This window comes from Streptococcus sp. Marseille-Q5112 (assembly GCF_916700555.1).
Taxonomy (GTDB): domain Bacteria; phylum Bacillota; class Bacilli; order Lactobacillales; family Streptococcaceae; genus Streptococcus; species Streptococcus symci.
Map to the genome: position 1 here is coordinate 60,883 of NZ_CAKAKP010000008.1, position 24,637 is coordinate 85,519.

General features: G+C 41.5%; 22 protein-coding genes, 1 tRNA gene, 1 rRNA gene, 1 other RNA gene and 2 pseudogenes. 25 read left to right on the forward strand and 2 right to left on the reverse strand.

All coding sequences use genetic code 11. The features are described from left to right. The first annotated feature begins 13 nt into the window (after positions 1 to 13). Together rrf and LG372_RS06850 are read left to right on the forward strand one after the other, a co-directional pair. Positions 14 to 129: ribosomal RNA gene (rrf, locus tag LG372_RS06845) — 5S ribosomal RNA — on the forward strand. A 5-nt stretch (positions 130 to 134) separates the two neighbouring features. Beyond that, positions 135 to 208: transfer RNA gene (locus tag LG372_RS06850), tRNA-Asn, on the forward strand. Positions 209 to 303: 95 nt separating this feature from the next. Here LG372_RS06850 and LG372_RS06855 read toward each other — a convergent pair. Next, positions 304 to 434 (reverse strand): annotated as a pseudogene (locus LG372_RS06855) (ISL3 family transposase); the annotation flags it as partial. Between the two features lie 23 nt (positions 435 to 457). On the opposite strand from LG372_RS06855, the pseudogene LG372_RS06860 reads away from it, so the two are divergent. The 12 genes and pseudogenes from LG372_RS06860 to LG372_RS06915 form a co-directional block, all read left to right on the forward strand. Next, positions 458 to 1,784 (forward strand): annotated as a pseudogene (locus tag LG372_RS06860) (IS3 family transposase); the annotation flags it as partial. A gap of 241 nt (positions 1,785 to 2,025) precedes the next feature. Beyond that, positions 2,026 to 2,262 carry a sigma(X)-activator ComW gene (gene comW, locus LG372_RS06865; RefSeq protein WP_049487499.1) on the forward strand — a complete coding sequence of 79 codons (237 nt, stop codon included), beginning with the start codon at positions 2,026 to 2,028 and terminating at the stop codon, positions 2,260 to 2,262. A 230-nt stretch (positions 2,263 to 2,492) separates the two neighbouring features. Continuing rightward, on the forward strand, positions 2,493 to 3,779 hold the full coding sequence (locus LG372_RS06870) for an adenylosuccinate synthase (RefSeq protein ID WP_033686089.1): 1,287 nt from the start codon (positions 2,493 to 2,495) through the stop codon (positions 3,777 to 3,779). 199 nt (positions 3,780 to 3,978) lie between these two features. Next, complete coding sequence (gene tadA / locus LG372_RS06875) at positions 3,979 to 4,446, forward strand: tRNA adenosine(34) deaminase TadA (protein WP_064275757.1); 468 nt, start codon at positions 3,979 to 3,981, stop codon at positions 4,444 to 4,446. Positions 4,447 to 4,478: 32 nt separating this feature from the next. Further along, positions 4,479 to 4,576: signal recognition particle sRNA small type (gene ffs / locus LG372_RS06880), an RNA gene on the forward strand. Positions 4,577 to 4,632: 56 nt separating this feature from the next. Further along, positions 4,633 to 5,076, forward strand: coding sequence for a dUTP diphosphatase (locus tag LG372_RS06885; RefSeq protein WP_000701987.1), 444 nt, complete (start codon positions 4,633 to 4,635; stop codon positions 5,074 to 5,076). Beyond that, the gene (locus tag LG372_RS06890) at positions 5,036 to 5,593 is read left to right on the forward strand and encodes a histidine phosphatase family protein (protein ID WP_225742435.1); all 558 of its coding nucleotides are present in this window, start codon (positions 5,036 to 5,038) and stop codon (positions 5,591 to 5,593) included. Before LG372_RS06885 ends, LG372_RS06890 begins: the two co-directional genes overlap by 41 nt. A 13-nt stretch (positions 5,594 to 5,606) precedes the next feature. Beyond that, the gene (gene radA / locus LG372_RS06895) at positions 5,607 to 6,968 is read left to right on the forward strand and encodes a DNA repair protein RadA (protein WP_225742449.1); all 1,362 of its coding nucleotides are present in this window, start codon (positions 5,607 to 5,609) and stop codon (positions 6,966 to 6,968) included. A 72-nt stretch (positions 6,969 to 7,040) separates the two neighbouring features. Then, positions 7,041 to 7,538: a beta-class carbonic anhydrase gene (locus tag LG372_RS06900; protein WP_225742436.1), complete on the forward strand. Its 498-nt coding sequence runs from the start codon at positions 7,041 to 7,043 to the stop codon at positions 7,536 to 7,538. A gap of 24 nt (positions 7,539 to 7,562) precedes the next feature. After that, the gene (locus LG372_RS06905) at positions 7,563 to 8,378 is read left to right on the forward strand and encodes a PrsW family intramembrane metalloprotease (protein ID WP_225742437.1); all 816 of its coding nucleotides are present in this window, start codon (positions 7,563 to 7,565) and stop codon (positions 8,376 to 8,378) included. A gap of 145 nt (positions 8,379 to 8,523) precedes the next feature. Further along, positions 8,524 to 9,492 carry a ribose-phosphate diphosphokinase gene (locus LG372_RS06910; RefSeq protein ID WP_033682853.1) on the forward strand — a complete coding sequence of 323 codons (969 nt, stop codon included), beginning with the start codon at positions 8,524 to 8,526 and terminating at the stop codon, positions 9,490 to 9,492. 117 nt (positions 9,493 to 9,609) lie between these two features. After that, positions 9,610 to 10,047: a CoA-binding protein gene (locus LG372_RS06915; protein WP_225742438.1), complete on the forward strand. Its 438-nt coding sequence runs from the start codon at positions 9,610 to 9,612 to the stop codon at positions 10,045 to 10,047. Positions 10,048 to 10,078: 31 nt separating this feature from the next. Here LG372_RS06915 and LG372_RS06920 read toward each other — a convergent pair whose 3' ends face one another. Continuing rightward, positions 10,079 to 11,089 (reverse strand): YeiH family protein, encoded by a 1,011-nt coding sequence (locus LG372_RS06920; RefSeq protein WP_225742439.1) that lies wholly within the window; start codon positions 11,087 to 11,089, stop codon positions 10,079 to 10,081. Positions 11,090 to 11,237: 148 nt separating this feature from the next. On the opposite strand from LG372_RS06920, the gene LG372_RS06925 reads away from it, so the two are divergent. The 11 genes from LG372_RS06925 to LG372_RS06975 form a co-directional block, all read left to right on the forward strand. Beyond that, positions 11,238 to 12,407: a pyridoxal phosphate-dependent aminotransferase gene (locus tag LG372_RS06925; protein ID WP_070842475.1), complete on the forward strand. Its 1,170-nt coding sequence runs from the start codon at positions 11,238 to 11,240 to the stop codon at positions 12,405 to 12,407. After that, entirely contained in the window at positions 12,404 to 13,174 is a 771-nt protein-coding gene (gene recO, locus LG372_RS06930) for a DNA repair protein RecO (RefSeq protein ID WP_225742440.1), read from the forward strand. Before LG372_RS06925 ends, recO begins: the two co-directional genes overlap by 4 nt. Further along, the gene (gene plsX, locus LG372_RS06935) at positions 13,171 to 14,163 is read left to right on the forward strand and encodes a phosphate acyltransferase PlsX (RefSeq protein WP_225742441.1); all 993 of its coding nucleotides are present in this window, start codon (positions 13,171 to 13,173) and stop codon (positions 14,161 to 14,163) included. Before recO ends, plsX begins: the two co-directional genes overlap by 4 nt. Positions 14,164 to 14,168: 5 nt before the next feature. Next, positions 14,169 to 14,405: an acyl carrier protein gene (locus LG372_RS06940; RefSeq protein ID WP_004269958.1), complete on the forward strand. Its 237-nt coding sequence runs from the start codon at positions 14,169 to 14,171 to the stop codon at positions 14,403 to 14,405. 218 nt (positions 14,406 to 14,623) lie between these two features. After that, positions 14,624 to 14,812, forward strand: coding sequence for a hypothetical protein (locus tag LG372_RS06945; RefSeq protein WP_004269957.1), 189 nt, complete (start codon positions 14,624 to 14,626; stop codon positions 14,810 to 14,812). A 355-nt stretch (positions 14,813 to 15,167) separates the two neighbouring features. Then, positions 15,168 to 17,321 carry a peptide cleavage/export ABC transporter ComA gene (gene comA / locus LG372_RS06950; RefSeq protein WP_225742442.1) on the forward strand — a complete coding sequence of 718 codons (2,154 nt, stop codon included), beginning with the start codon at positions 15,168 to 15,170 and terminating at the stop codon, positions 17,319 to 17,321. A 12-nt stretch (positions 17,322 to 17,333) separates the two neighbouring features. Next, the gene (gene comB, locus LG372_RS06955; protein WP_225742443.1) at positions 17,334 to 18,683 is read left to right on the forward strand and encodes a competence pheromone export protein ComB; all 1,350 of its coding nucleotides are present in this window, start codon (positions 17,334 to 17,336) and stop codon (positions 18,681 to 18,683) included. Between the two features lie 168 nt (positions 18,684 to 18,851). Then, positions 18,852 to 19,559 (forward strand): phosphoribosylaminoimidazolesuccinocarboxamide synthase, encoded by a 708-nt coding sequence (gene purC / locus LG372_RS06960; RefSeq protein WP_225742444.1) that lies wholly within the window; start codon positions 18,852 to 18,854, stop codon positions 19,557 to 19,559. A gap of 1 nt (position 19,560) precedes the next feature. Then, on the forward strand, positions 19,561 to 19,704 hold the full coding sequence (locus LG372_RS09760; RefSeq protein WP_079211609.1) for a phosphoribosylaminoimidazolesuccinocarboxamide synthase: 144 nt from the start codon (positions 19,561 to 19,563) through the stop codon (positions 19,702 to 19,704). A 55-nt stretch (positions 19,705 to 19,759) separates the two neighbouring features. After that, complete coding sequence (locus LG372_RS06970; protein ID WP_225742445.1) at positions 19,760 to 23,485, forward strand: phosphoribosylformylglycinamidine synthase; 3,726 nt, start codon at positions 19,760 to 19,762, stop codon at positions 23,483 to 23,485. Positions 23,486 to 23,538: 53 nt separating this feature from the next. Beyond that, on the forward strand, positions 23,539 to 24,637 hold a 1,099-nt coding region (locus tag LG372_RS06975; RefSeq protein ID WP_225742446.1), incomplete at its 3' end, for a hypothetical protein.

Genomic DNA, 24,637 nt, shown 5'->3' on the forward strand with positions numbered 1-24,637 from the left:
GTATTACTCAGAGTTAAGTGACGATAGCCTAGGAGATACACCTGTACCCATGCCGAACACAGAAGTTAAGCCCTAGAACGCCGGAAGTAGTTGGGGGTTGCCCCCTGTGAGATATGGAAGTCGCTTAGCTTTATTCCGCCATAGCTCAGTTGGTAGTAGCGCATGACTGTTAATCATGATGTCGTAGGTTCGAGTCCTACTGGCGGAGTAGTTAATTAAGAGAGGTTTAGTCCTCTTTTTTTATTTTGGTGAACATAAAAATAGGCTCTCTGTCAACTGTAGTGGATTGAAGAAAAGGTAATATCTAGAAAGGACAAATTTCGTCCTTTCTTTTTTGATGTTTAGAGCGATGAAAATACTTTTTTTGAAGTTTTCAAAGTGTTGACGATTTTATATTTGTCCTTGAGAAAGATTTTAAAAACAGTCTGAAAAATCTAACTTTTGGGGTGTTTTTATTATGAAATTAACATATGATGATAAAGTTCAGATCTATGAACTTAGAAAATAAGGATATAGCTAGAGAAGCTTTCAAATAAATTTGGGATAAACAATTCTAATCTTAGATACATGATTAAATTGATTGATCGTTACGGAATAAAGTTCGTCAAAAAAGGAAAAAATCGTTACTATTCTCCTGATTTAAAACAAGAAATGATTCATAAAGTCTTACATGAAGGCTGGACTAAAGATAGAGTTTCTCTTGAATACGGCCTCCCAAGTCGTACGATACTTCTTAACTGGCTAGCACAATACAAGAAAAACGGGTATACTATTGTTGAGAAAACAAGAGGGAGAGTACCTAAAATGGGACGTAAGCCAAAAAAGAGACCTGAAGAGAGGACAGAATTAGAACGTCTTCAAGCAGAAAATGACTACCTGAGAGCGGAGAATGTCATCCTAAAAAAGTTGAGAGAACTCCGATTGAAGGAGAAAAAAGAGAAAGAAGAAAGACCGAAATTGTTCAAGAATTAATGACTGAGTTTTCGTTAGATATTCTTCTAAAAGCCATTAAACTAGCTCGTTCGACTTACTACTATCACTTGAAACAGCTAGACAAACCAGATAAGGACCAAGAGCTTAAAGCTGAAGTTCAATTAATTTTTATCGAACACAAGGGAAATTATGGTTATCGTCGGATTCATTTAGAACTAAGAAATCGTGGTTATCTGGTAAATCAGAAAAGAGTTCAACGCTTGATGAAAGTACTCAATTTACAAGCTAAAATGCGACAGAAACGAAAATATTCTTCTCATGGTAAGAAGGCAGATAATCTCATTCAACGTCAATTTGAAGGCTCTAAAACAATGGAAAAGTGCTACACAGATGTGACAGAATTTGCCATTCCAAATAGCACGCAGAAATTGTATTTATCGCCTGTTTTAGATGGCTTTAATAGCGAAATTATTGCCTATAATCTTTCAACTTCACCGAACTTAGCACAAGTAAAAACCATGTTGGAACAGTCCTTCACAGAGAAGCACTACGAGAATACGATTCTCCATAGTGACCAAGGTTGGCAATACCAACACGATGCTTACCATCGGTTCCTAGAGAGTAAGGGAATTCAAGCATCCATGTCGCGCAAGGGTAACAGCCCAGACAACGGTATGATGGAGTCCTTTTTTGGGATTCTGAAATCGGAGAAGTTTTACGGTTATGAGAAGTCGTTTCAGTCGCTTAAGCAATTGGAACAAGCCATTGTAGACTATATTGATTACTACAACAACAAACGAATTAAGGTAAAACTAAAAGGACTTAGCCCTGTGCAATACAGATTGGGGTCAGTACAATCTGATGCTATGCGTTTTCTTAATTTAAGATTTTTGCCTCAGTCTCTTTTAGTATTTAACACAGTTAATAAGATCCATAATAGTCTAATTTAGGTAGTAAATTTGTTCCTATTCTGTCAACTTTTCCTATTTGTTATCTTTTTGAGGTTGGTTTTTAAGCAATTCAGGAATTGATAGTGAATGTGTAAAATTTTTTGTTAGAATAAGCTTATAAAAAGTAAAGGGGTATAGGCTTATGTTACAAAAGATTTATGAGCAGATGACGGATTTTTATAGAAATATTGAAGAAGAGTATGGTACGTTCTTCGGAGATCATTTTGACTGGGAACATTTTCATTTTAAATTTTTGATTTATTATCTTTTCCGATATAGCATTGGGAATCATCGGGATTTTATTGTTTACCATTATCGTGTTGCTTATCGTTTGTATCTTGAAAAATTGATAATGAAACAAGGTTTTGTTGCTTGTTGAGACAGTATGAGTTAATTTCCGAACAAATTTAATTTTTTGTGGGAAAATAATGATAAATAGCCGGAATTTTTTCTAAAACATTTTTTAATAGTTGGAAATAGCAAATCTTTCTATTGTTTCTTCTTGATAAAAAGGCGATTTTTTCTTATAATAAATTGTAAGATATAATTGCAGGTGAGAGTCCTGCCATGTATGTGAGAAAGGAAGAGCCTGAGGGCTCAGACAAGATTATGACTTCAGTTGTTGTTGTAGGTACCCAGTGGGGTGATGAAGGTAAAGGGAAGATTACAGACTTCCTTTCAGCGAATGCAGAAGTGATTGCACGTTACCAAGGTGGTGATAATGCAGGTCACACGATTGTGATTGATGGTAAGAAATTTAAGTTGCACTTGATTCCATCGGGAATTTTCTTCCCTGAAAAAATCTCTGTTATTGGTAACGGAATGGTTGTAAATCCTAAATCTCTTGTAAAAGAGTTGAGCTATCTTCATGAGGAGGGTGTGACAACTGATAACTTGCGTATTTCTGATCGCGCGCATGTTATTTTGCCTTATCATATCGAGTTGGATCGCTTGCAAGAAGAAGCTAAGGGCGACAATAAGATTGGTACTACAATTAAGGGAATTGGTCCAGCTTATATGGACAAGGCTGCTCGTGTTGGGATTCGTATCGCAGATCTTTTGGATAAAGATATTTTCCGTGAGCGTTTAGAACGTAACCTTGCTGAAAAGAATCGTCTTTTTGAAAAATTGTATGACAGTAAAGCGATTGCTTTTGATGATATTTTTGAAGAATATTATGAATATGGTCAACAAATCAAGAAGTATGTGACAGATACATCTGTTATTTTGAATGATGCACTTGATAACGGTAAACGTGTGCTTTTTGAAGGTGCACAAGGTGTTATGCTAGATATCGACCAAGGGACCTATCCATTTGTTACGTCATCAAACCCTGTGGCTGGTGGTGTTACGATTGGTTCAGGTGTTGGTCCAAGTAAGATTGACAAGGTTGTAGGTGTATGTAAGGCTTATACTAGTCGTGTAGGAGACGGTCCATTCCCAACTGAGTTGTTTGATGAAGTGGGAGAACGTATCCGTGAAGTGGGTCATGAATATGGTACAACAACTGGTCGTCCACGTCGTGTGGGTTGGTTTGACTCAGTTGTGATGCGTCATAGCCGCCGTGTCTCTGGTATTACGAACCTTTCATTGAACTCTATCGATGTTTTGAGTGGTTTGGATATAGTGAAAATCTGTGTGGCCTATGATCTTGATGGTCAACGTATTGACTACTATCCAGCTAGTCTTGAGCAATTGAAGCGTTGCAAGCCTATCTATGAAGAGTTGCCAGGTTGGTCAGAAGATATTACCGGAGTTCGTAATTTGGAAGATCTTCCTGAGAATGCGCGTAACTATGTTCGTCGTGTGAGTGAATTGGTTGGCGTTCGTATTTCTACTTTTTCAGTAGGTCCTGGTCGTGAACAAACAAATATTTTAGAAAGTGTTTGGTCGTAAGAGATTTTTAAGATTTGTTTAAGATAGGTCGGGTATACTATAGACAGTTACAAGAAGACCTCCTAACTTGTTGTAACAAATATCCTAAACTTTTCTTTTTCATAATAATCTCCCTATAAAGTCACCGCATTCGGTGGCTTTTTTTGTGTTGGGATTCATGATATAATAATAAAATCGATAAGTAGGAAAAGAGAAACGGATGAATTATACAGTTGAAGAAAAAGAAGGCTTTATGAGAGAGGCCTTGAGAGAGGCTGAGATTGCTCTTGAACACGATGAAATTCCAATTGGTTGTGTGATTGTCAAAGACGGAGAAATCATTGGTCGTGGGCATAATGCGCGTGAGGAACTGCAGCGAGCGGTTATGCATGCGGAAATTATGGCCATAGAGAATGCGAATCTGAGTGAGGAGAGCTGGCGCTTGCTGGATTGCACGCTTTTTGTGACCATTGAGCCTTGTGTCATGTGTAGTGGTGCGATTGGACTCGCCCGTATTCCAAACGTAGTCTATGGGGCTAAAAACCAGAAATTTGGCGCTGCTGGGAGTTTGTACGATATCTTGACAGATGAGCGTCTCAATCATCGTGTGGAGGTTGAAACGGGAATTTTGGAAGATGAATGCGCAGCTATTATGCAGGACTTTTTTAGAAATAGACGGAAAAAATAATTTTGCTTTTAAAATGAATAGGAATGTGATATAATAAATAGTGGAGCAACAGTTCTGCGTGAAGCGGGTCAGGGGAGGAATCCAGCAGCCCTAAGCGATTTGAATTGTGTGCTCTTTTTTTCGTGCTTTTTCCGAATAAATAAGATAGAATAATCTAGAATAAATGATAATAGAAAAGAGAAGATGATGAAAATTCGTGGTTTTGAATTGGTTTCTAGTTTTACAGATGAAAATTTATTGCCTAAGCGTGAGACAGCGCATGCGGCTGGTTACGACTTAAAGGTTGCTGTGCGTACGGTTATTGCGCCAGGAGAGATTGTCTTGGTTCCGACAGGGGTTAAGGCCTATATGCAGCCGACTGAGGTTCTTTACCTTTATGATCGCTCTTCAAATCCTCGTAAGAAGGGCTTGGTCTTGATTAACTCGGTTGGTGTCATTGATGGGGATTATTATGGAAATCCTGGAAATGAAGGACATATTTTTGCTCAGATGAAGAATATAACAGATCAAGAGGTTGTTCTTGAAGTTGGAGAACGTGTTGTCCAGGCTGTCTTTGCTCCTTTCTTAATTGCAGATGGAGATGCGGCTGATGGCGTTCGAACTGGTGGATTTGGATCGACAGGGCACTAGGATGAAGATTATCTTTGTACGTCATGGGGAGCCAGATTACCGTGAGTTAGAGGAGCGTTATTATACGGGATTTGGGATAGATTTGGCACCCTTGTCTGAGAAGGGACGGCAACAAGCCCAGAAACTGATCACCAATCCTTTACTCCCTTCAGCTGAAATAATCATATCTTCTGCAGTCACAAGAGCTTTAGAAACGGCTTCTTATGTGGTTTGTGCTACGGGTCTTCCTTTGAGAGTGGAGCCTTTGTTACATGAATGGCAGGTCTATAAAAGTGGCACAGATAATTTTGAAAAAGCTCGTACTATGTTTCTAGAAAATAAGGGGGAGTTACTTCCTAATAGTCCTATTCAATATGAGACAGCTACGGAGATGAAGTCACGTTTTCTAGAATGCATGGTTAAGTATCGAGATTACCAGACCGTGATAGTGGTAACTCACAATATGCTCATGCGCCAGTTTGTTCCAAATGAGAAGATTGATTTTTGCCAAGTGATTGCGTGTGAGTTAGAGATATAGAAAGAGGTTTATCATCGCAAAGAAAAAAGCGACATTTGTATGTCAAAATTGTGGGTATAATTCCCCTAAATATCTGGGACGATGCCCTAACTGTGGGTCTTGGTCTTCCTTTGTAGAAGAGGTTGAGGTTGCTGAGGTCAAGAATGCGCGTGTGTCCTTGACAGGTGAGAAAACTAAACCCATGAAACTGGCTGAGGTGACTTCTATCAACGTTAATCGAACCAAGACAGAGATGGAGGAATTCAACCGTGTACTTGGAGGCGGAGTGGTACCAGGAAGTCTCGTCCTCATCGGTGGGGATCCTGGAATCGGGAAATCGACCCTTCTCCTACAAGTTTCAACCCAGTTGTCTCAAGTGGGGATTGTTCTATACGTTAGTGGAGAGGAGTCTGCCCAGCAAATCAAGCTACGTGCAGAGCGCTTGGGAGACATTGATAGTGAGTTTTATCTTTATGCAGAGACCAATATGCAGAGCGTACGAGCAGAAGTGGAACGTATCCAGCCTGATTTTCTCATCATCGACTCTATTCAGACAATTATGTCTCCTGAGATTTCAGGGGTGCAAGGGTCTGTTTCTCAAGTGCGTGAGGTGACAGCAGAACTTATGCAACTGGCTAAGACTAATGATATTGCCATCTTTATCGTAGGTCATGTGACCAAGGAAGGAACCTTGGCTGGTCCTCGTATGCTAGAGCATATGGTGGATACGGTGCTTTATTTTGAAGGGGAGCGTCACCATACCTTTCGTATTTTGAGAGCGGTCAAAAACCGTTTTGGTTCTACTAATGAGATTGGGATTTTTGAGATGCAGTCGGGTGGCTTGGTTGAGGTCCTCAATCCGAGTCAAGTTTTCCTAGAAGAGCGTTTGGATGGGGCGACTGGTTCATCAATCGTTGTGACCATGGAAGGGACGCGTCCGATTTTGGCGGAAGTTCAGGCTTTGGTGACACCGACCATGTTTGGAAATGCCAAGCGTACTACGACAGGACTTGATTTTAATCGTGCTAGTCTGATTATGGCTGTTTTGGAAAAGCGTGCAGGTCTTCTCTTGCAAAATCAGGACGCCTATCTCAAATCTGCTGGCGGTGTCAAATTGGATGAACCTGCCATTGACTTAGCTGTTGCTGTTGCCATTGCTTCGAGTTATAAAGACAAGCCTACCAATCCTCAGGAATGTTTTGTAGGAGAACTGGGCTTGACAGGAGAGATTCGGCGCGTGAATCGTATCGAGCAACGTATCAATGAAGCTGCTAAACTGGGCTTTACTAAGATTTATGTACCCAATAATTCCTTGACAGGAATCACTCCACCCAAGGAAATTCAGGTCATTGGGGTGACAACGATTCAGGAAGTTTTGAAAAAGGTCTTTGCATAATCCGTGACAAATCCTCTTAAAAATGATAAGATAGGAAGAATATTTGACTATCAAATTTTCGAGGAGGGAATCATGTCGTATTTTGAACAGTTTATGCAAGCCAATCAGGCTTATGTTGCCCTACATGGGCAGTTAAATTTACCACTTAAACCTAAAACTAGAGTAGCCATTGTGACCTGTATGGATTCACGTTTGCACGTTGCTCAAGCTCTGGGCTTGGCACTTGGGGATGCTCATATCTTGCGGAATGCAGGTGGTCGAGTGACTGAGGACATGATTCGTTCGCTAGTTATTTCCCAGCAACAAATGGGGACAAGAGAAATTGTGGTGTTGCACCATACAGACTGTGGTGCTCAGACCTTTGAAAATGGGCCTTTTCAGGAGTATTTAAAAGAGGAACTAGGTGTCGATGTGTCAGATCAGGACTTTTTGCCCTTCCAAGATATAGAGGAGAGTGTGCGTGAGGATATGCAACTTCTTATCGAGTCTCCCTTAATACCAGATGATGTCGTTATCTCTGGTGCTATTTACGATGTAGATACAGGAAGTATGACAGTCGTAGAATTATAAATACTTCATTTAGAAAGAAAGTGTATGAAGAAAAACAGCATTTTATTTATTTTTATCTTATTGCTATGTATTGGTTTACAGTATGAAACCATCTACTATATGGACGGTTCGATGTCAGGTGCGGAATATGGACTAATGGGAGTTTCTATCTTTCTAGCTCTCTTTTACATGATTCCAGCTCTTTATTTCCTTTTCCGCATTGGGAAAAAATGGGAATTGCCAAAGAATGCCTTGATCTTGTCTTTATTGGGAGGGATGTTCCTTTCAGGCTGGCTGTCTAGCTTTGCTAATACCTATATCCATGATTTGCTGGGTATTCTTTTCCCAGATAGTGCATTTTTAAATGCCTTTGAAAGTGCTATTGTGGCTCCTTTGGTAGAAGAGCCGTTGAAATTGTTGCCCCTTGTTTTTGTTTTAGCTTTGATTCCTGTGCAAAAATTAAAATCTTTGTTTTTACTAAGCATTGCTTCTGGTTTGGGATTCCAAATGATTGAGGATATTGGCTATATTCGTACGGATTTGCCAGAGGGCTTTGACTTTACTATTTCGAGAATTTTAGAGCGTATCATCTCAGGAATTGCCTCTCACTGGACTTTTTCAGGTCTGGCTGTAGTAGGTATTTACTTGCTTTACAGAGCCTATAAAGGGCAGAAGGTTGGCAAGAAACAGGGGCTTGTTTTCCTAGGTTTAGCTTTGGGAACTCACTTCTTGTTTAATTCTCCTTTTGTAGAATTAGAGACAGAGTTGCCATTAGCGATTCCAGTGGTTACGGCTATTACTCTCTATGGTTTTTATCAGGCGTATCGCTTTGTTGAGAAGCACAATGAGTTGATGAACTAGAATATTTTTTAAAAGAATGATGCAAGGGTACAAATATGTTGCCCTTCTTTTATTTTTGATTGAAAAATAGTGCAAAAAGCGCTACAATGGTAGATGGAAAAATCTTGTGAAAAGCACAAGCGATACATATATACCGGAGGAAATCATGTCTTTTTCTGATTTAAAGCTGTTTGCCCTTTCTTCTAATCAAGAATTGGCAAAACGTGTAGCGCAGGAGATTGGGATAGAGTTGGGGAAATCAAGTGTTCGCCAATTTTCAGATGGAGAGATTCAGGTCAACATTGAAGAATCAATCCGTGGGAAACACGTCTTTATCCTACAATCAACTAGCTCGCCTGTAAATGACAATCTGCTTGAAATTTTGATTATGGTGGATGCTTTGAAGCGTGCGAGTGCAGAATCTGTCAATGTTGTCATGCCTTACTATGGGTATGCACGTCAGGATAGAAAGGCGAGAGCGCGTGAGCCAATCACTTCAAAACTTGTCGCAAATATGCTTGAAGTAGCTGGAGTGGATCGTTTATTGACCATCGACTTGCATGCTGCGCAGATTCAAGGATTCTTTGATATTCCTGTGGATCACTTGATGGGGGCTCCTCTGATTGCGGATTATTTTGAGCGTCGTGGCATGGTTGGTTCTGACTATGTGGTTGTCAGCCCAGACCATGGAGGGGTGACTCGTGCTCGTAAGTTGGCAGAATTTTTGAAAACATCTATCGCTATCATTGATAAACGTCGTAGCGTTGATAAGATGAACACTAGTGAAGTTATGAACATCATTGGTAAGGTCGAAGGCAAGACTTGTATCTTGATTGATGATATGATTGATACTGCTGGAACGATTTGTCATGCGGCAGATGCCCTTGCAGAAGCTGGTGCTGTTGAAGTCTATGCAAGCTGTACGCACCCAGTTCTTTCTGGTCCTGCTATGGACAATATCCAAAAATCAGCTATTAAGAAATTGGTTGTTTTGGATACCATCTATCTTCCAGAAGAGCGTTTGATCGATAAGATTGAGCAGATCTCAATCGCTCATCTCTTAGGGGATGCTATTGTACGTATCCATGAAAAACGCCCACTTTCTCCACTTTTCAGTATTGAGAAAAAGATTTAAGTTTTCGCTTAGAATAAAACATACTCCTAGCAGAAGTGAACTGCTAGGAGCTTTTTTGTAGCCAAAATCTGCAAGCCTTTTCAAAATATGCTATACTGATGAAAAAGGAGGATTTCTATGAGTCAAGAATTTATCAATCCAAGTGATGGCGTGATTCGTCAGTATCTCGCAACGAGTAAAACTCTTGCTGTTGTGGGTTTGTCAGACCGTGAGGAAACAACCAGCAATCGAGTGACCAAGGAAATGCAGGCTCGGGGTTATAAAATCATCCCAGTCAATCCCAAGGTAGCAGGTGGCGAAATCTTGGGTGAAAAGGCTTATGCTAGTCTAGCTGAGATTCCTTTTCCTGTAGATATTGTCAATGTTTACCGTCGCAGCGAGTTTCTGCCTGATGTGGCGCGTGATTTTCTCAAAGCTGATGCCAAGATTTTTTGGGCACAGCTAGGACTTGAAAGTCTAGAAGCGGAAGAAATCTTGCGTTCTGGTGGATGCGATGACATTGTGATGAATCGCTGTATTAAGAGAGAACATACTCGCTTGATTGAGGAAGCATAAGAAAAAGGTAGCTGGTGGGCTACCTTTTGTGTTAGAAAATGCCGATAAGGGTCTGCATACCAAGACTGGTGAGGATGATGGCAATCCAGCAGATGGCCCCGAGAACAATGGATTTTCCACTGGATTTGATCATAGCTAGCAGATTGGTTTTGAGTCCTATAGCACTCATGGCCATGATAATGAGAAATTTGGAGAGTTGTTTGAGAGGGGTAAAGAAACTACTGGATACACCGAGAGAGGTCAGTAGGGTGGTTAGGAGAGATGCAAGGATAAAGTAAAGGATAAAAAGTGGGAAGACTTTTTTCAGTTGTAAGCCTTGCTTATTTTTTTGATCGCGACTTTGCCAGTAGGAGAGAAAGAGAGTGATGGGGATGATAGCAAGAGTACGTGTGAGTTTGACAATGGTTGCGGATTCGAGGGTATTGGTCTGGTAGAGACTGTCCCAGGCGCTAGCTGTAGCGGTTACAGAGGAAGTATCATTGACCGCAGTTCCTGCAAAGAGGGCAAAGCCGTCATTGGATAGATGAAGCCAGGTACCTAGCGTTGGAAATATGAGCGCAGCCAAGACATTGAAGAAAAAGATAACGGAGATGGCTTGGGCGACTTCCTTTTCCTTGGCTTGAATAACAGGCGCTGTTGCCGCAATGGCAGAGCCCCCACAGATAGAAGAACCTACTCCAATCAAGGTAGCCAGTTTTGTGTCCAGTGCAAAGAAATGTTGGAAAAGGTAGGCAACAATCAAGGCTATTGAGATGGTGGACAGGATGACAGGGAGTGAAGATTGCCCAACTGCGAAGACTTGCGAGATATTGAGACCAAAACCAAGCAAGATAACGGCATACTGGAGCAATTTCTTGGAACTAAAGGTCAATCCAGCATCCAGTTGTTTATATGACGAGAGAAAGGGATGTAGGAGCATGCCTATGAAAATCGCAAAAACAGGCGCGCCAATAACAGGGAAGAATCCTCCTAAGTACCAAGATAGAATAGAAATGAGAAGGCAGGCCAAGATGCCTGCTCCATTTTTTGATAGAAATGACATAAAAACCTCCAAATAGAATCTGTTACCATTATAGACCTGTAAACAGGAAAAGTAAAATAGAAAGTGGAAAGCTATTCTATCATGTATTTTTGCGGTCAGGGGGCTTTTGTAGTATAATAGAGATACGTTTTGAAAGTAGGAGGTATCTATGGACTTAACTAAGCGCTTTAATAAACAGTTAGATAAGATTCAAGTTTCGTTGATTCGTCAGTTTGACCAGGCTATTTCGGAGATTCCTGGGGTCTTGCGTTTGACCTTGGGGGAACCTGATTTTACAACGCCAGACCATGTCAAGGAGGCGGCTAAGCGAGCGATTGACCAGAACCAATCCTACTATACAGGGATGAGTGGCCTGCTGACTTTACGTCAAGCAGCTAGTGACTTTGTTAAGGAAAAGTACCAACTGGACTATGCTCCTGAAAATGAAATCTTGGTTACAATTGGGGCGACAGAGGCTTTATCTGCTACTTTGACAGCTATTTTGGAAGAGGGAGACAAGGTACTCTTGCCAGCTCCTGCCTACCCAGGTTATGAACCAATTGTCAATCTAGTTGGGGCAGAGGTTGTCGAGATTGATACGACTGAAAATGGGTTTGTCTTGACTCCTGAGATGTTGGAGAAGGCCATTTTGGAGCAGGGTGACAAGCTCAAGGCGGTTATTCTCAACTATCCAGCTAATCCGACAGGAATTACCTATAGTCGAGAGCAGTTGGAAGCCTTGGCAGCTGTTTTACGCAAGTACGAAATTTTCGTTGTCTGTGATGAGGTCTACTCAGAATTGACCTACACAGGGGAAGCCCATGTGTCTCTAGGAACTATGTTGAGAGATCAAGCTATCATTATCAATGGTTTGTCTAAATCGCATGCTATGACAGGTTGGCGTTTGGGCTTGATTTTCGCTCCTGCAGCCTTTACAGCTCAGTTGATCAAGAGTCACCAGTACTTGGTCACTGCCGCAAATACCATGGCTCAACACGCTGCGGTGGAAGCCTTGATGGCTGGTAAAAACGATGCGGAACCTATGAAGAAGGAATACATCCAGCGGCGGGACTATATTATCGAGAAAATGACTGCTCTTGGTTTTGAGATTATCAAACCAGACGGTGCCTTCTATATCTTTGCTAAGATTCCAGCGGGTTACAATCAAGATTCTTTTGCTTTTCTGAAGGATTTTGCTCAGAAGAAGGCTGTTGCCTTTATTCCTGGTGCTGCCTTTGGGCGTTATGGAGAAGGATATGTTCGCCTATCTTATGCAGCCAGCATGGAGACTATCAAAGAAGCCATGAAACGACTTGAGGAGTACATGAGAGAAGCATGATTCAGTCTATCACGAGTCAAGGCTTGGTGCTTTATAATCGCAATTTTCGTGAGGATGACAAGCTAGTCAAGATTTTTACTGAACAGGCTGGCAAGCGCATGTTTTTTGTCAAACACGCTGGTCAGTCTAAGCTGGCTCCTGTTATTCAACCCTTGGTGCTGGCTCGATTTCTCTTACGAATCAATGATGACGGGCTTAGCTACATTGAGGACTATCATGAGGTGATGACCTTTCCAAAGATTAATAGCGATCTCTTTGTCATGGCCTATGCGACCTACGTGGCGGCTCTTACAGATGCTAGTTTGCAGGACAATCAGCAGGATGCTCCCTTGTTTGCTTTTTTGCAAAAAACTTTGGAGTTGATGGAAGAGGGATTGGATTATCAAGTTTTGACCAATATTTTTGAAATTCAAATCTTGACTCGATTTGGGATTAGTCTCAATTTTAATGAGTGTGTTTTTTGTCATCGGATCGGTCAGGCTTTTGACTTTTCTTTCAAATATGGAGCCTGCCTCTGTCCAGATCATTATCATGAGGATGAGAGACGTTGCCATCTAAATCCCAATATCCCTTATCTGCTCAATCAATTTCAAGCTATTGATTTTGAGTCTTTGGAGACCATTTCGCTCAAGCCTGAAATCAAGCAAGAGTTACGCCAATTTATGGATCAACTCTACGAAGAGTACGTTGGGATTCACCTAAAATCAAAGAAATTTATTGATTCCCTAGCAGACTGGGGACAATTACTAAAAGAGGAAAAGAAATGAAAAAAATCGCAGTAGATGCCATGGGAGGCGATTACGCACCTCAGGCCATCGTTGAGGGTGTCAATCAAGCCCTAGCTGACTTTTCAGATATCGAGGTTCAACTCTACGGAGATGAAGCTAAAATCAAGCAATATTTAACAGCAACAGAGCGCGTCAGCATTATCCATACGGATGAAAAGATTGATTCAGACGATGAACCTACGAGAGCTATTCGGAAAAAGAAAAATGCTAGTATGGTATTGGCAGCCAAGGCTGTCAAAGAGGGTGAAGCAGATGCTGTTCTTTCCGCAGGAAATACAGGTGCTTTACTAGCAGCAGGATTTTTCATCGTGGGTCGTATCAAGAACATCGATCGTCCTGGACTTATGTCAACCCTGCCGACTGTAGATGGGAGAGGTTTTGACATGCTAGACCTCGGTGCTAATGCGGAAAATACAGCCCAGCACCTTCATCAATACGCGGTTCTAGGATCCTTCTATGCTAAAAATGTCCGTGGAATTGCGCAACCACGTGTTGGCTTGCTCAATAACGGAACAGAGAGTAGTAAGGGCGACCCGCTTCGTAAGGAAACCTATGAATTACTGGTGGCTGATGAAAGTTTAAACTTTATCGGAAACGTGGAAGCGCGTGATTTGATGAATGGCGTTGCAGATGTTGTTGTGGCAGATGGTTTCACGGGAAACGCTGTGCTCAAATCCATTGAAGGGACAGCTATGGGAATCATGGGCTTGCTCAAGAACTCCATCACTGGTGGTGGTCTCCGAGCGAAACTAGGCGCCCTCCTTCTCAAGGACAGCCTCAGAGGTTTGAAAAAACAGCTCAACTACTCAGATGTTGGTGGAGCAGTCTTGTTTGGTGTCAAGGCACCGGTTGTCAAGACTCATGGCTCAAGCGATGCCAAGGCTGTTTATAGTACGATTCGCCAGATTCGTACCATGTTAGAAACAGACGTAGTTGTCAAGACTGCGCGTGAATTTTCAGGAGAATAAAAGAGATGACAGAAAAAGAAATTTTTGACCGTATTGTGACCATTATCCAAGAGCGACAGGGAGAAGACTTTGTCGTGACAGAATCCTTGAGTCTGAAAGACGACTTGGATGCTGACTCAGTTGATTTGATGGAGTTTATCTTGACACTGGAAGATGAATTTAATATCGAAATCAGCGATGAGGAAATTGACCAACTCCAAAGTGTAGGGGATGTGGTAGAAGTCGTCAAACGTAAAGAATAGCAAGAAGCAAGATAAGAGGAGTTGCATGTTGCTAAGAATGTATATAAATATCCTATTTGACAATTATCTACATTTTAATCTTTATAAATATATATTTTAGGCAGGGCGCTTGTTCTGCCTATTTTTTGCCAAGAAAGTGCAGTTGAGGTATTTATTTGGAGTTTTACATATATTTTTGATAAAATAGTTATAGAAATTAGGAAAGTTGAAGAAAAGAAATGAAGAAGGTTGTAGGATATTTTTTAGTATTTGTTTTTCTATTTTTGATGAATATTTTCATCTTTAAGATACTAGCAACCCTGGGATTTCAGCTGACAATGAGTGAAAAGAGTTATATTGTACCACCGCTGTTTTCGATTATCGTTGTATATATGATTGACAAAAGAATTAGGAAGAAAAAGAAATAAATATATATTTTAGGTAGAATGTTTGTTCTACCTATTTTTTTATCTTAAAAGTACAGTTGGGAGGGAGATAGGCGCATTTGGGGAGGAAGTCCAGTTTTTGTTTGGTGATTGGGGTAAGATAGTTGTTATCAGATGAGTTTATACTCTTCGAAAATCAAATTCAAACCACGTCAACGTCGCCTTACCGTAGGTATGGTTACTGACTTCGTCAGTTCTATCTGCAACCTCAAAACAGTGTTTTGAGCTGACTTCGTCAGTCTTATCTACAACCTCAAAACAGTGTTTTGAGCAGCCTGTGGCTAGTTTCCTAGTTTGCTCTTTGATTTTCATTGAGTATTAGGAAAAGGAGATGAATATGAAATTTGGGAAACGTCACTATCGTCCGCAGGTGGATCAGATGGACTGCGGTGTAGCTTCATTGGCTATGGTTTTTGGCTACTATGGTAGCTATTATTCTTTGGCTCACTTGCGAGAATTGGCCAAGACGACCATGGATGGGACGACGGCTTTGGGCTTGGTCAAGGTGGCAGAGGAGATTGGCTTTGAGACACGGGCCATTAAGGCAGATATGATGCTCTTTGACTTGCCAGATTTGACTTTTCCTTTTGTTGCCCATGTTCTTAAGGAAGGAAAATTACTCCACTACTATGTGGTGACTGGGCAGAATAAGGATAGCATTCATATTGCCGATCCAGATCCTGGGGTGAAATTGACCAAACTGCCACGTGAGCGTTTTGCGGAAGAATGGACAGGAGTGACTCTTTTTATGGCACCTAGTCCAGACTACAAGCCTCATAAGGATCAAAAGAATGGTCTGCTCTCTTTTATTCCTATATTAGTGAAGCAGCGTGGCTTGATTGCCAATATCGTTTTGGCAACACTCTTGGTAACCTTGATTAACATTGTGGGTTCTTATTATCTGCAGTCTATCATTGATACCTATGTGCCAGATCAGATGCGTTCGACACTGGGGATTATTTCTATTGGGTTGGTTATCGTCTATATCCTCCAGCAGATCTTGTCTTACGCTCAGGAGTATCTCTTACTTGTTTTGGGGCAACGTTTATCGATTGATGTGATTTTGTCCTACATCAAGCATGTTTTTCACCTGCCTATGTCCTTTTTTGCGACACGTCGTACAGGGGAAATCGTGTCTCGTTTCACGGATGCTAACAGTATCATTGATGCGCTGGCTTCGACCATCCTTTCGATTTTCCTAGATGTATCAACGGTTGTCATTATTTCCCTTGTTTTATTTTCACAAAATACCAATCTCTTTTTCATGACTTTATTGGCGCTCCCTATCTACACAGTGATTATCTTTGCCTTTATGAAGCCGTTTGAAAAGATGAATCGGGATACCATGGAAGCCAATGCGGTTCTGTCTTCTTCTATCATTGAGGACATCAATGGTATTGAAACTATCAAGTCCTTGACCAGTGAAAGTCAGCGTTACCAAAAGATTGACAAGGAATTTGTGGATTATCTGAAAAAATCCTTTACCTATAGTCGAGCAGAGAGTCAGCAAAAGGCTCTGAAAAAGGTTGCCCATCTCTTGCTCAATGTCGGCATTCTCTGGATGGGGGCTGTTCTGGTCATGGATGGCAAGATGAGTTTGGGGCAGTTGATTACCTATAATACCTTGCTGGTTTACTTTACTAATCCTTTGGAGAATATCATCAACCTGCAAACTAAGCTTCAGACAGCGCAGGTTGCCAATAAACGTCTAAATGAGGTTTATCTGGTAGCTTCTGAGTTTGATGAGAAGAAAACAGTTGAGGATCTGAGCTTGATGAAGGGAGATATGACCTTCAAGCAGGTTCATTACAAGTATGGCTATGGTCGAGATGTCTTGTCAGATATCAATTTGACTATTCCCAAAGGCTCTAAGGTGGCTTTTGTGGGGATTTCGGGGTCAGGTAAGACGACCTTAGCTAAGATAATGGTTAATTTTTACGACCCAAGTCAAGGAGAGATTAGTCTGGGTGGTGTCAATCTCAATCAGATTGATAAAAAAGCCCTGCGCCAGTATATCAACTATCTGCCTCAACAGCCCTATGTCTTTAACGGAACGATTTTGGAGAATCTTCTCCTTGGAGCCAAGGAGGGGACGACACAGGAAGATATCTTACGGGCGGTCGAATTGGCAGAGATTCGGGAGGATATCGAGCGGATGCCCCTGAATTACCAGACAGAATTGACTTCGGATGGGGCAGGAATTTCAGGTGGTCAACGTCAGAGAATCGCTCTGGCGCGTGCTCTCTTGACAGATGCGCCTGTCTTGATTTTGGATGAGGCGACCAGCAGTTTGGATATTTTGACAGAGAAGCGAATTGTAGATAATCTCATGGCTTTAGATAAGACCTTGATTTTCATCGCCCACCGCTTGAGCATTGCTGAGCGGACAGAGAAGGTGGTTGTTTTGGATCAGGGCAAGATTGTTGAAGAAGGAAATCATGCTGATTTACTTGCACAGGGTGGCTTTTACGCCCATTTGGTGAATAGCTAGAAAGAGGAGAGGATGAAACCAGAATTTTTAGAAAGTGCGGAGTTTTATAATCGTCGTTACCATAATTTTTCCAGTCGGGTGATTGTTCCCATGTCCCTTCTGCTCGTGTTTTTGCTTGGTTTTGCAACTTTGGCAGAGAAGGAGATGAGTTTGTCTACTAGAGCTACTATCGAGCCTAGTCATATCCTTGCAAATATCCAGTCAACTAGCAACAATCGCATTCTTGTCAATCATTTGGAAGAAAATAAGCTGGTTAAAAAGGGAGAACTGTTGGTTCAATATCAAGAAGGGGCAGAGGGTGTCCAAGCGGAGGCCTATGCTAGTCAGTTGGACATGCTTAAGGATCAAAAAAAGCAATTGGAGTATTTGCAAAAAAGTCTGCAAGAAGGGGAGAACCACTTTCCAGAGGAGGATAAATTTGGCTACCAAGCCACCTTTCGCGACTACATCAGTCAAGCAAGCAGTCTTAGGGCTAGTACATCGCAACAAAATGAGACCATCGCGTCCCAGAATGCAGCAGCTAGTCAAACCCAAGCTGAAATCGGCAACCTCATCAGCCAAACAGAGGCTAAAATTCGCGATTACCAGACAGCTAAGTCAGCTATTGAAACAGGTACTTCCTTGGCCAGTCAGAATCTAGCCTACTCTCTCTACCAGTCTTACAAGTCTCAGGGTGAGGAAAATCCGCAAACTAAGGCTCAGGCTGTTGCGCAGGTTGAAGCTCAGCTTTCTCAGTTAGAATCCAGTCTCGCTACTTACCGCGTCCAGTATGCAGGTTCAGGTACCCAGCAAGCCTATGTGTCAGGCTTAAGCAGTCAATTGGAATCCCTCAAATCACAACACTTGGCTAAGGTTGGTCAGGAATTGACCCTTCTAGATCAGAAAATCTTGGAGGTGGAGTCAGGTAAGAAAGTACAGGGAAGTCTTCTAGACAAGGGGAAAATTACGGCCAGTGAGGATGGGGTGCTTCACATTAATCCTGAGACCAGTGATTCTAGCATGGTAGCAGAAGGTGCCCTACTAGCCCAACTCTATCCGTCCTTGGAAAAAGAAGGGAAAGCCAAACTTACAGCTTATCTAAGTTCAAAGGATGTAGCAAGAGTCAAGATTGGGGACTCTGTTCGTTATACGACGACTCATGATACCAAGAATCAAATTTTCCTAGATTCGACTATTACAAGTATTGATGCGACAGCTACTAAGACTGAAAAAGGGAATTTCTTTAAAATTGAGGCGGAGACCAATCTAAATTCGGAGCAGGCTGAAAAACTTCGGTACGGGGTGGAAGGTCGTCTGCAGATGATTACGGGAAAGAAAAGTTATCTGCGCTATTATTTGGATCAATTTTTGAACAAAGAGTAATGTTCGTGTTTTAGAGTTAAATGATTTTAAAACTGTGAGAAAGATGCTTCTTGCAGTTTTTTCTTTACGTTTTTTGAGATTATTGTTCTATTTATTCGGTTAAATTCTTGTAATTTTAGGTTTTTTATGGTAGAATGTGCTCAAGTAATACGAAAGGCGAACTTTAAAATGTCAAAACAATTGATCTATTCGGGAAAAGCTAAAGATATCTATACAACTGAGGATGAAAATCTTATTATTTCAACTTACAAGGACCAGGCGACTGCTTTCAATGGTGTTAAGAAGGAGCAGATTGCGGGCAAGGGAGTGTTGAATAATCAGATTTCATCTTTTATTTTTGAGAAATTAAATGCGGCTGGTGTGGAGACTCACTTTGTGGAGAAACTTTCAGATACAGAACAACTCAATAAAAAGGTGGAAATCATTCCTTTGGAAGTCGTGCTACGCAACTACACGGCTGGTTCCTTTTCAAAACGTTTTGGCGTAGACGAAGGAATCGCATTTGAGACTCCGATTGTTGAATTTTACTACAAAAATGATGATTTGGATGATCCATTCATCAATGATGAGCATGTGAAATTCCTACAGATTGCGGATGACCAGCAGATTTCCTACTTGAAGGAAGAAACTCGTCGAATCAATGAACTTTTGAAGGCCTGGTTTGCTGAGATTGGGCTTAAGTTGATTGACTTTAAGCTAGAGTTCGGTTTTGATAAGGATGGCAAGATTATCTTGGCAGACGAATTTTCACCAGATAACTGCCGCTTGTGGGATGCGGATGGCAACCACATGGATAAGGATGTTTTCCGTAGAGGATTGGGAGAACTAACAGATGTTTATGAAGTTGTCTGGGAGAAGTTGCAAGGTTTGAAATAATCTGTTTGCAACGGAAAACCTTCGTCTCTCAACTAAAAGGACTCAGGCTGAAAAGGTCCCCCAGACCTTTTCACTCCGTAGAGGATTGGGAGAACTAACAGACGTTTATGAGATTGTTTGGGAAAAGTTGCAGGAATTGAAATAACAACCTCAAGGTCGTTGGGGATATTGCAAGAGCTGAAATAAAGGAATAAGAATTGATGGATAAACGTATTTTTGTTGAAAAAAAGGCTGATTTTCAGGTCAAATCAGAGAGTTTGGTTAGAGAACTCCAGCATAACTTGGGACTTTCAAGCTTGAAAAGTATTCGTATTGTGCAAGTGTATGATGTCTTTAACTTGGCTAAGGACCTGTTTGCGCCTGCAGAGAAACACATCTTCTCTGAGCAGGTGACAGACCACGTCTTGGATGAAGCGGCTGTGCAGGCGGATCTTGCTAACTATGCTTTCTTTGCCATTGAAAGCCTGCCAGGGCAGTTTGACCAGCGTGCAGTATCTTCGCAGGAAGCCTTGCTTTTGCTGGGAAGTTCGAGTGACGTGACGGTCAACACAGCACAATTGTACTTGGTGAATAAAGATATTGATGCGACTGAGTTGGAAGCGGTCAAGAACTATCTGCTCAACCCAGTTGATTCTCGTTTCAAGGACATCACGGTAGGGATTGCCAAGCAGGAGTTTTCAGAGTCAGACAAAACCATTCCGAAATTGACTTTCTTTGAAAGCTATACAGCAGAAGATTTTGCCCGCTACAAGGCTGAGCAAGGGATGGCTATGGAAGTGGATGATTTGCTTTTTATCCAAGACTACTTCAAGTCAATCGGGCGCGTGCCAACTGAGACAGAGCTCAAGGTTTTGGATACTTACTGGTCTGACCACTGCCGTCATACGACTTTTGAGACAGAGTTGAAACACATAGACTTTTCAGCTTCTAAATTTCAAAAACAATTACAGGCAACCTACGACAAGTATATTGCCATGCGCGAGGAGTTGGGACGTACGGAAAAACCGCAAACCTTGATGGATATGGCTACTATTTTCGGTCGATATGAGCGTGCTAATGGACGTTTGGATGATATGGAAGTGTCAGATGAAATCAATGCTTGCTCAGTCGAAATCGAAGTGGACGTTGATGGTGTGAAAGAGCCATGGCTCCTCATGTTCAAGAACGAAACCCACAACCACCCAACAGAGATTGAGCCATTTGGTGGGGCTGCTACCTGTATTGGTGGAGCCATTCGTGACCCATTGTCAGGACGTTCATACGTTTATCAGGCAATGCGGATCTCAGGTGCCGGTGATATTACAGCACCGATTTCGGAAACTCGTGCTGGTAAACTGCCGCAACAAGTTATTTCTAAGACAGCGGCTCATGGTTATTCTTCATATGGTAACCAAATTGGGCTTGCGACGACCTATGTTCGTGAATACTTCCACCCAGGCTTCGTTGCTAAGCGTATGGAGTTGGGTGCCGTTGTCGGTGCTGCTCCTAAGGGCAATGTTGTCCGTGAAAAACCGGAAGCGGGTGATGTCATTATCCTCCTTGGAGGTAAGACTGGACGTGATGGTGTCGGTGGTGCGACAGGCTCTTCTAAAGTTCAAACAGTTGAGTCTGTAGAGACTGCTGGTGCTGAGGTTCAAAAAGGGAATGCCATCGAAGAACGTAAGATTCAACGCCTTTTCCGTAATGGCGATGTCACTCGTCTGATCAAGAAATCTAATGACTTTGGGGCAGGCGGTGTCTGTGTGGCTATCGGTGAATTAGCAGACGGTCTTGAAATTGATCTAGACAAAGTGCCATTGAAATACCAAGGTTTGAACGGTACCGAAATTGCCATCTCTGAATCTCAAGAACGGATGGCTGTGGTGGTTCGTCCTGAGGATGTAGATGCCTTCGTTGCTGAATGTAACAAAGAGAATATTGATGCTGTTGTGGTTGCGACAGTAACTGAAAAACCAAATCTAGTCATGCACTGGAATGGTGAAACCATTGTCGACTTGGAACGTCGTTTCCTTGACACCAATGGTGTGCGCGTGGTCGTCGATGCTAAGGTTGTAGACAAGGATGTCAAACTCCCAGAAGAACGTCAAACATCTACTGAAACCCTTGAAGCGGATACTCTTGAAGTCTTGGCTGACCTGAACCATGCCAGTCAAAAAGGATTGCAAACCATCTTTGACTGTTCGGTCGGTCGCTCAACGGTCAATCACCCACTTGGTGGTCGCTACCAACTCACACCAACTGAGGCATCTGTGCAGAAATTGCCAGTTCAACACGGTGTAACTCACACTGCATCAGTCATGGCTCAAGGTTTTAACCCTTATGTAGCAGAATGGTCTCCATACCACGGTGCTGCCTATGCAGTAATCGAAGCGACTGCTCGTTTGGTGGCTGCTGGTGCAAACTGGTCCAAGGCTCGCTTCTCTTATCAAGAGTATTTCGAACGCATGGATAAACAAGCAGAGCGTTTTGGTCAGCCAGTAGCAGCTCTTCTAGGCTCTATCGAAGCACAAATCCAGCTTGGCTTGCCATCTATCGGTGGTAAGGATTCTATGTCTGGGACCTTTGAAGAATTGACGGTGCCACCAACCCTGGTTGCTTTTGGGGTGACAACAGCAGATAGCCGTAAGGTCCTTTCTCCAGAATTTAAGGATGCTGGTGAAAATATCTACTACATCCCAGGTCAAGCTCTTTCTGCTGATATCGACTTCGATTTGATTAAGAAGAACTTTGAAACGTTTGAAGCCCTTCAAAAGGCTCACAAAGTGACATCTGCATCGGCTGTTAAATATGGTGGTGTGGTTGAAAGTTTGGCTCTCGCTACCTTTGGAAATCATATTGGTGCAGAGGTGATCTTGCCTGAACTTGAAACAGCTTTGACAGCTCAATTAGGAGGATTTGTCTTTACCTCTCCTGAAGAAATTGCTGGAGTAGAGAAGATTGGACAAACAAGTGCAGACTTTACACTAACTGTCAACGGTGTGAAGCTAGATGGACACAAACTTGACAGTGCCTTCCAAGGGAAATTGGAGGAAGTTTACCCAACAGAATTTACTCAAGCTAAAGAACTTGCTGAAGTACCAGCTGTGGTATCAGATGTTGTGATTAAAGCAAAAGAAAAGGTTGAAAAACCTGTGGTCTATATCCCAGTCTTCCCAGGAACCAACTCAGAATATGACTCAGCCAAGGCCTTTGAGAAAGAAGGTGCAGAGGTTAACTTGGTGCCATTCGTGACCTTGAATGAAGAAGCCATTGTCAAGTCAGTCGAAACTATGGTTGACAACATCGGTAAGGCTAACATTCTCTTTTTTGCCGGTGGATTCTCGGCTGCGGATGAACCAGATGGTTCAGCCAAGTTCATTGTCAATATCCTGCTTAATGAAAAAGTGCGTGCAGCTATTGATAGCTTTATCGCCCGTGGTGGCTTGATTATTGGTATCTGTAATGGATTCCAGGCCTTGGTCAAATCAGGTCTTCTTCCATACGGGAACTTCGAAGATGCCAGCAGTACTAGTCCAACCCTCTTCTACAATGATGCCAACCAGCACGTGGCCAAGATGGTGGAAACTCGGATTGCCAATACCAACTCGCCATGGTTGGCTGGAGTAGAAGTGGGCGATATCCACGCTATTCCTGTTTCGCACGGTGAAGGGAAGTTTGTTGTGACGGCTGAGGAATTCGCTGAGCTCCGTGACAATGGACAAATTTTCAGCCAATACGTTGATTTTGACAGCAAACCAAGCATGGACTCTAAGTACAATCCAAATGGTTCTGTAAATGCCATCGAAGGAATTACTAGCAAGAATGGTCAAATCATCGGTAAAATGGGACACTCAGAACGTTATGAAGACGGTCTCTTCCAAAACATCCCAGGAAATAAAGACCAGCACCTCTTTGCATCAGCTGTTAAATATTTTACTGGGAAATAAGACTAGAACTGACTATAACGATTGGTGTGTTTTGAGAAGTAAAATGAAAGTTTGTGAAGTATTTGAATAAATTAATTGATATACCTGATATTGAAAAAAAGATTCAATTGAAAAAATTATTATCTAGAGAGATGAGAGTAATGAAGGAGGACTTAAAGCCAAGAAAGTGTTTACTTTGTGATAAAGATACTACAAGTTTCTGCAATTCTCACACCATTCCACAGTTATCGTTAAAAAAAATTTCTGATTCTGGCATGTTAACACAAGCTGGTTATTTAATAGGGAGCGATCTGTTAGATAATGATAAGGGAGTGAGCAAATCGGGAACGATACAAATTATTTGTCGTAAATGTGATTCATTCTATTTTCAGGAATATGAAAATGAAATGAATCTTACGTCTTATCCTAGCGATAAAATGTTGTCACAAATTGCATTGAAAAATTTCCTTTTAGAATTAGTTAGAAGGAGGGAGGAAAAATATCATTTTGAAAAAATAATGTCTGATAAGACGATTAAGAAAGCTTTATACTTAAGAATACCTGAGATTTCTAATAAAACATTAGAGAATACATCTCAAAAAATAAAAGATCTTCATAATTCTTTTGATTATGATATTGAAGATTTTCAAAATGAAATTTTACTCCATAAAACTGCTATTGAAGACAATCTTAAAGGAGCATATCAAATTATTTTTCATGAGGTGCTCCCCTATAAGACACCGATAGCGTTTCAAGGCTCATTAACGTTGATTAGAGATATGTATGGATATCCAGTGAATGATACGAGTAACCATTCAAAAAATAATCGTATTCAGAAGTTGCATCTAGCTATCTTACCGTTAAAAGAAAAGACGATGGTGCTAGCTTTTTATCATAAAAGGGATAGGAAATATAAATCTCTAAAAAGTCAGTTTAATAGTAGCGATCGATTGAAGAAACTGGATTTTCTTAATTATTTAATATTTGCTTACACTGAAAACTATTACTTTAGCCCGACAATTAAAGAAAAAATTAGAACTAATGAGAAGCTTGTGCTATTGAGTCAAGAACTGTTTGGTAAACCTAATTTGGGTCAGTGTGTAGGAGTTGATAGTTATAAGAGAGTCGAGCCAGATGAAATTCCTAATTTTCTTTTAGAAGAGTGGGCTATAA

What these genes read in the sequence shown, in the direction of transcription:
- comW (WP_049487499.1), top strand. Translation starts at nt 2,026, where the DNA reads ATGTTACAAAAGATTTATGAGCAGATGACGGATTTTTATAGAAATATT.
- LG372_RS06870 (WP_033686089.1), top strand. Translation starts at nt 2,493, where the DNA reads ATGACTTCAGTTGTTGTTGTAGGTACCCAGTGGGGTGATGAAGGTAAA.
- tadA (WP_064275757.1), top strand. Translation starts at nt 3,979, where the DNA reads ATGAATTATACAGTTGAAGAAAAAGAAGGCTTTATGAGAGAGGCCTTG.
- LG372_RS06885 (WP_000701987.1), top strand. Translation starts at nt 4,633, where the DNA reads ATGAAAATTCGTGGTTTTGAATTGGTTTCTAGTTTTACAGATGAAAAT.
- LG372_RS06890 (WP_225742435.1), top strand. Translation starts at nt 5,036, where the DNA reads ATGGCGTTCGAACTGGTGGATTTGGATCGACAGGGCACTAGGATGAAG.
- LG372_RS06900 (WP_225742436.1), top strand. Translation starts at nt 7,041, where the DNA reads ATGTCGTATTTTGAACAGTTTATGCAAGCCAATCAGGCTTATGTTGCC.
- LG372_RS06905 (WP_225742437.1), top strand. Translation starts at nt 7,563, where the DNA reads ATGAAGAAAAACAGCATTTTATTTATTTTTATCTTATTGCTATGTATT.
- LG372_RS06910 (WP_033682853.1), top strand. Translation starts at nt 8,524, where the DNA reads ATGTCTTTTTCTGATTTAAAGCTGTTTGCCCTTTCTTCTAATCAAGAA.
- LG372_RS06915 (WP_225742438.1), top strand. Translation starts at nt 9,610, where the DNA reads ATGAGTCAAGAATTTATCAATCCAAGTGATGGCGTGATTCGTCAGTAT.
- LG372_RS06920 (WP_225742439.1), bottom strand. Translation starts at nt 11,089, where the DNA reads ATGTCATTTCTATCAAAAAATGGAGCAGGCATCTTGGCCTGCCTTCTC.
- LG372_RS06925 (WP_070842475.1), top strand. Translation starts at nt 11,238, where the DNA reads ATGGACTTAACTAAGCGCTTTAATAAACAGTTAGATAAGATTCAAGTT.
- recO (WP_225742440.1), top strand. Translation starts at nt 12,404, where the DNA reads ATGATTCAGTCTATCACGAGTCAAGGCTTGGTGCTTTATAATCGCAAT.
- plsX (WP_225742441.1), top strand. Translation starts at nt 13,171, where the DNA reads ATGAAAAAAATCGCAGTAGATGCCATGGGAGGCGATTACGCACCTCAG.
- LG372_RS06940 (WP_004269958.1), top strand. Translation starts at nt 14,169, where the DNA reads ATGACAGAAAAAGAAATTTTTGACCGTATTGTGACCATTATCCAAGAG.
- LG372_RS06945 (WP_004269957.1), top strand. Translation starts at nt 14,624, where the DNA reads ATGAAGAAGGTTGTAGGATATTTTTTAGTATTTGTTTTTCTATTTTTG.
- comA (WP_225742442.1), top strand. Translation starts at nt 15,168, where the DNA reads ATGAAATTTGGGAAACGTCACTATCGTCCGCAGGTGGATCAGATGGAC.
- comB (WP_225742443.1), top strand. Translation starts at nt 17,334, where the DNA reads ATGAAACCAGAATTTTTAGAAAGTGCGGAGTTTTATAATCGTCGTTAC.
- purC (WP_225742444.1), top strand. Translation starts at nt 18,852, where the DNA reads ATGTCAAAACAATTGATCTATTCGGGAAAAGCTAAAGATATCTATACA.
- LG372_RS06970 (WP_225742445.1), top strand. Translation starts at nt 19,760, where the DNA reads ATGGATAAACGTATTTTTGTTGAAAAAAAGGCTGATTTTCAGGTCAAA.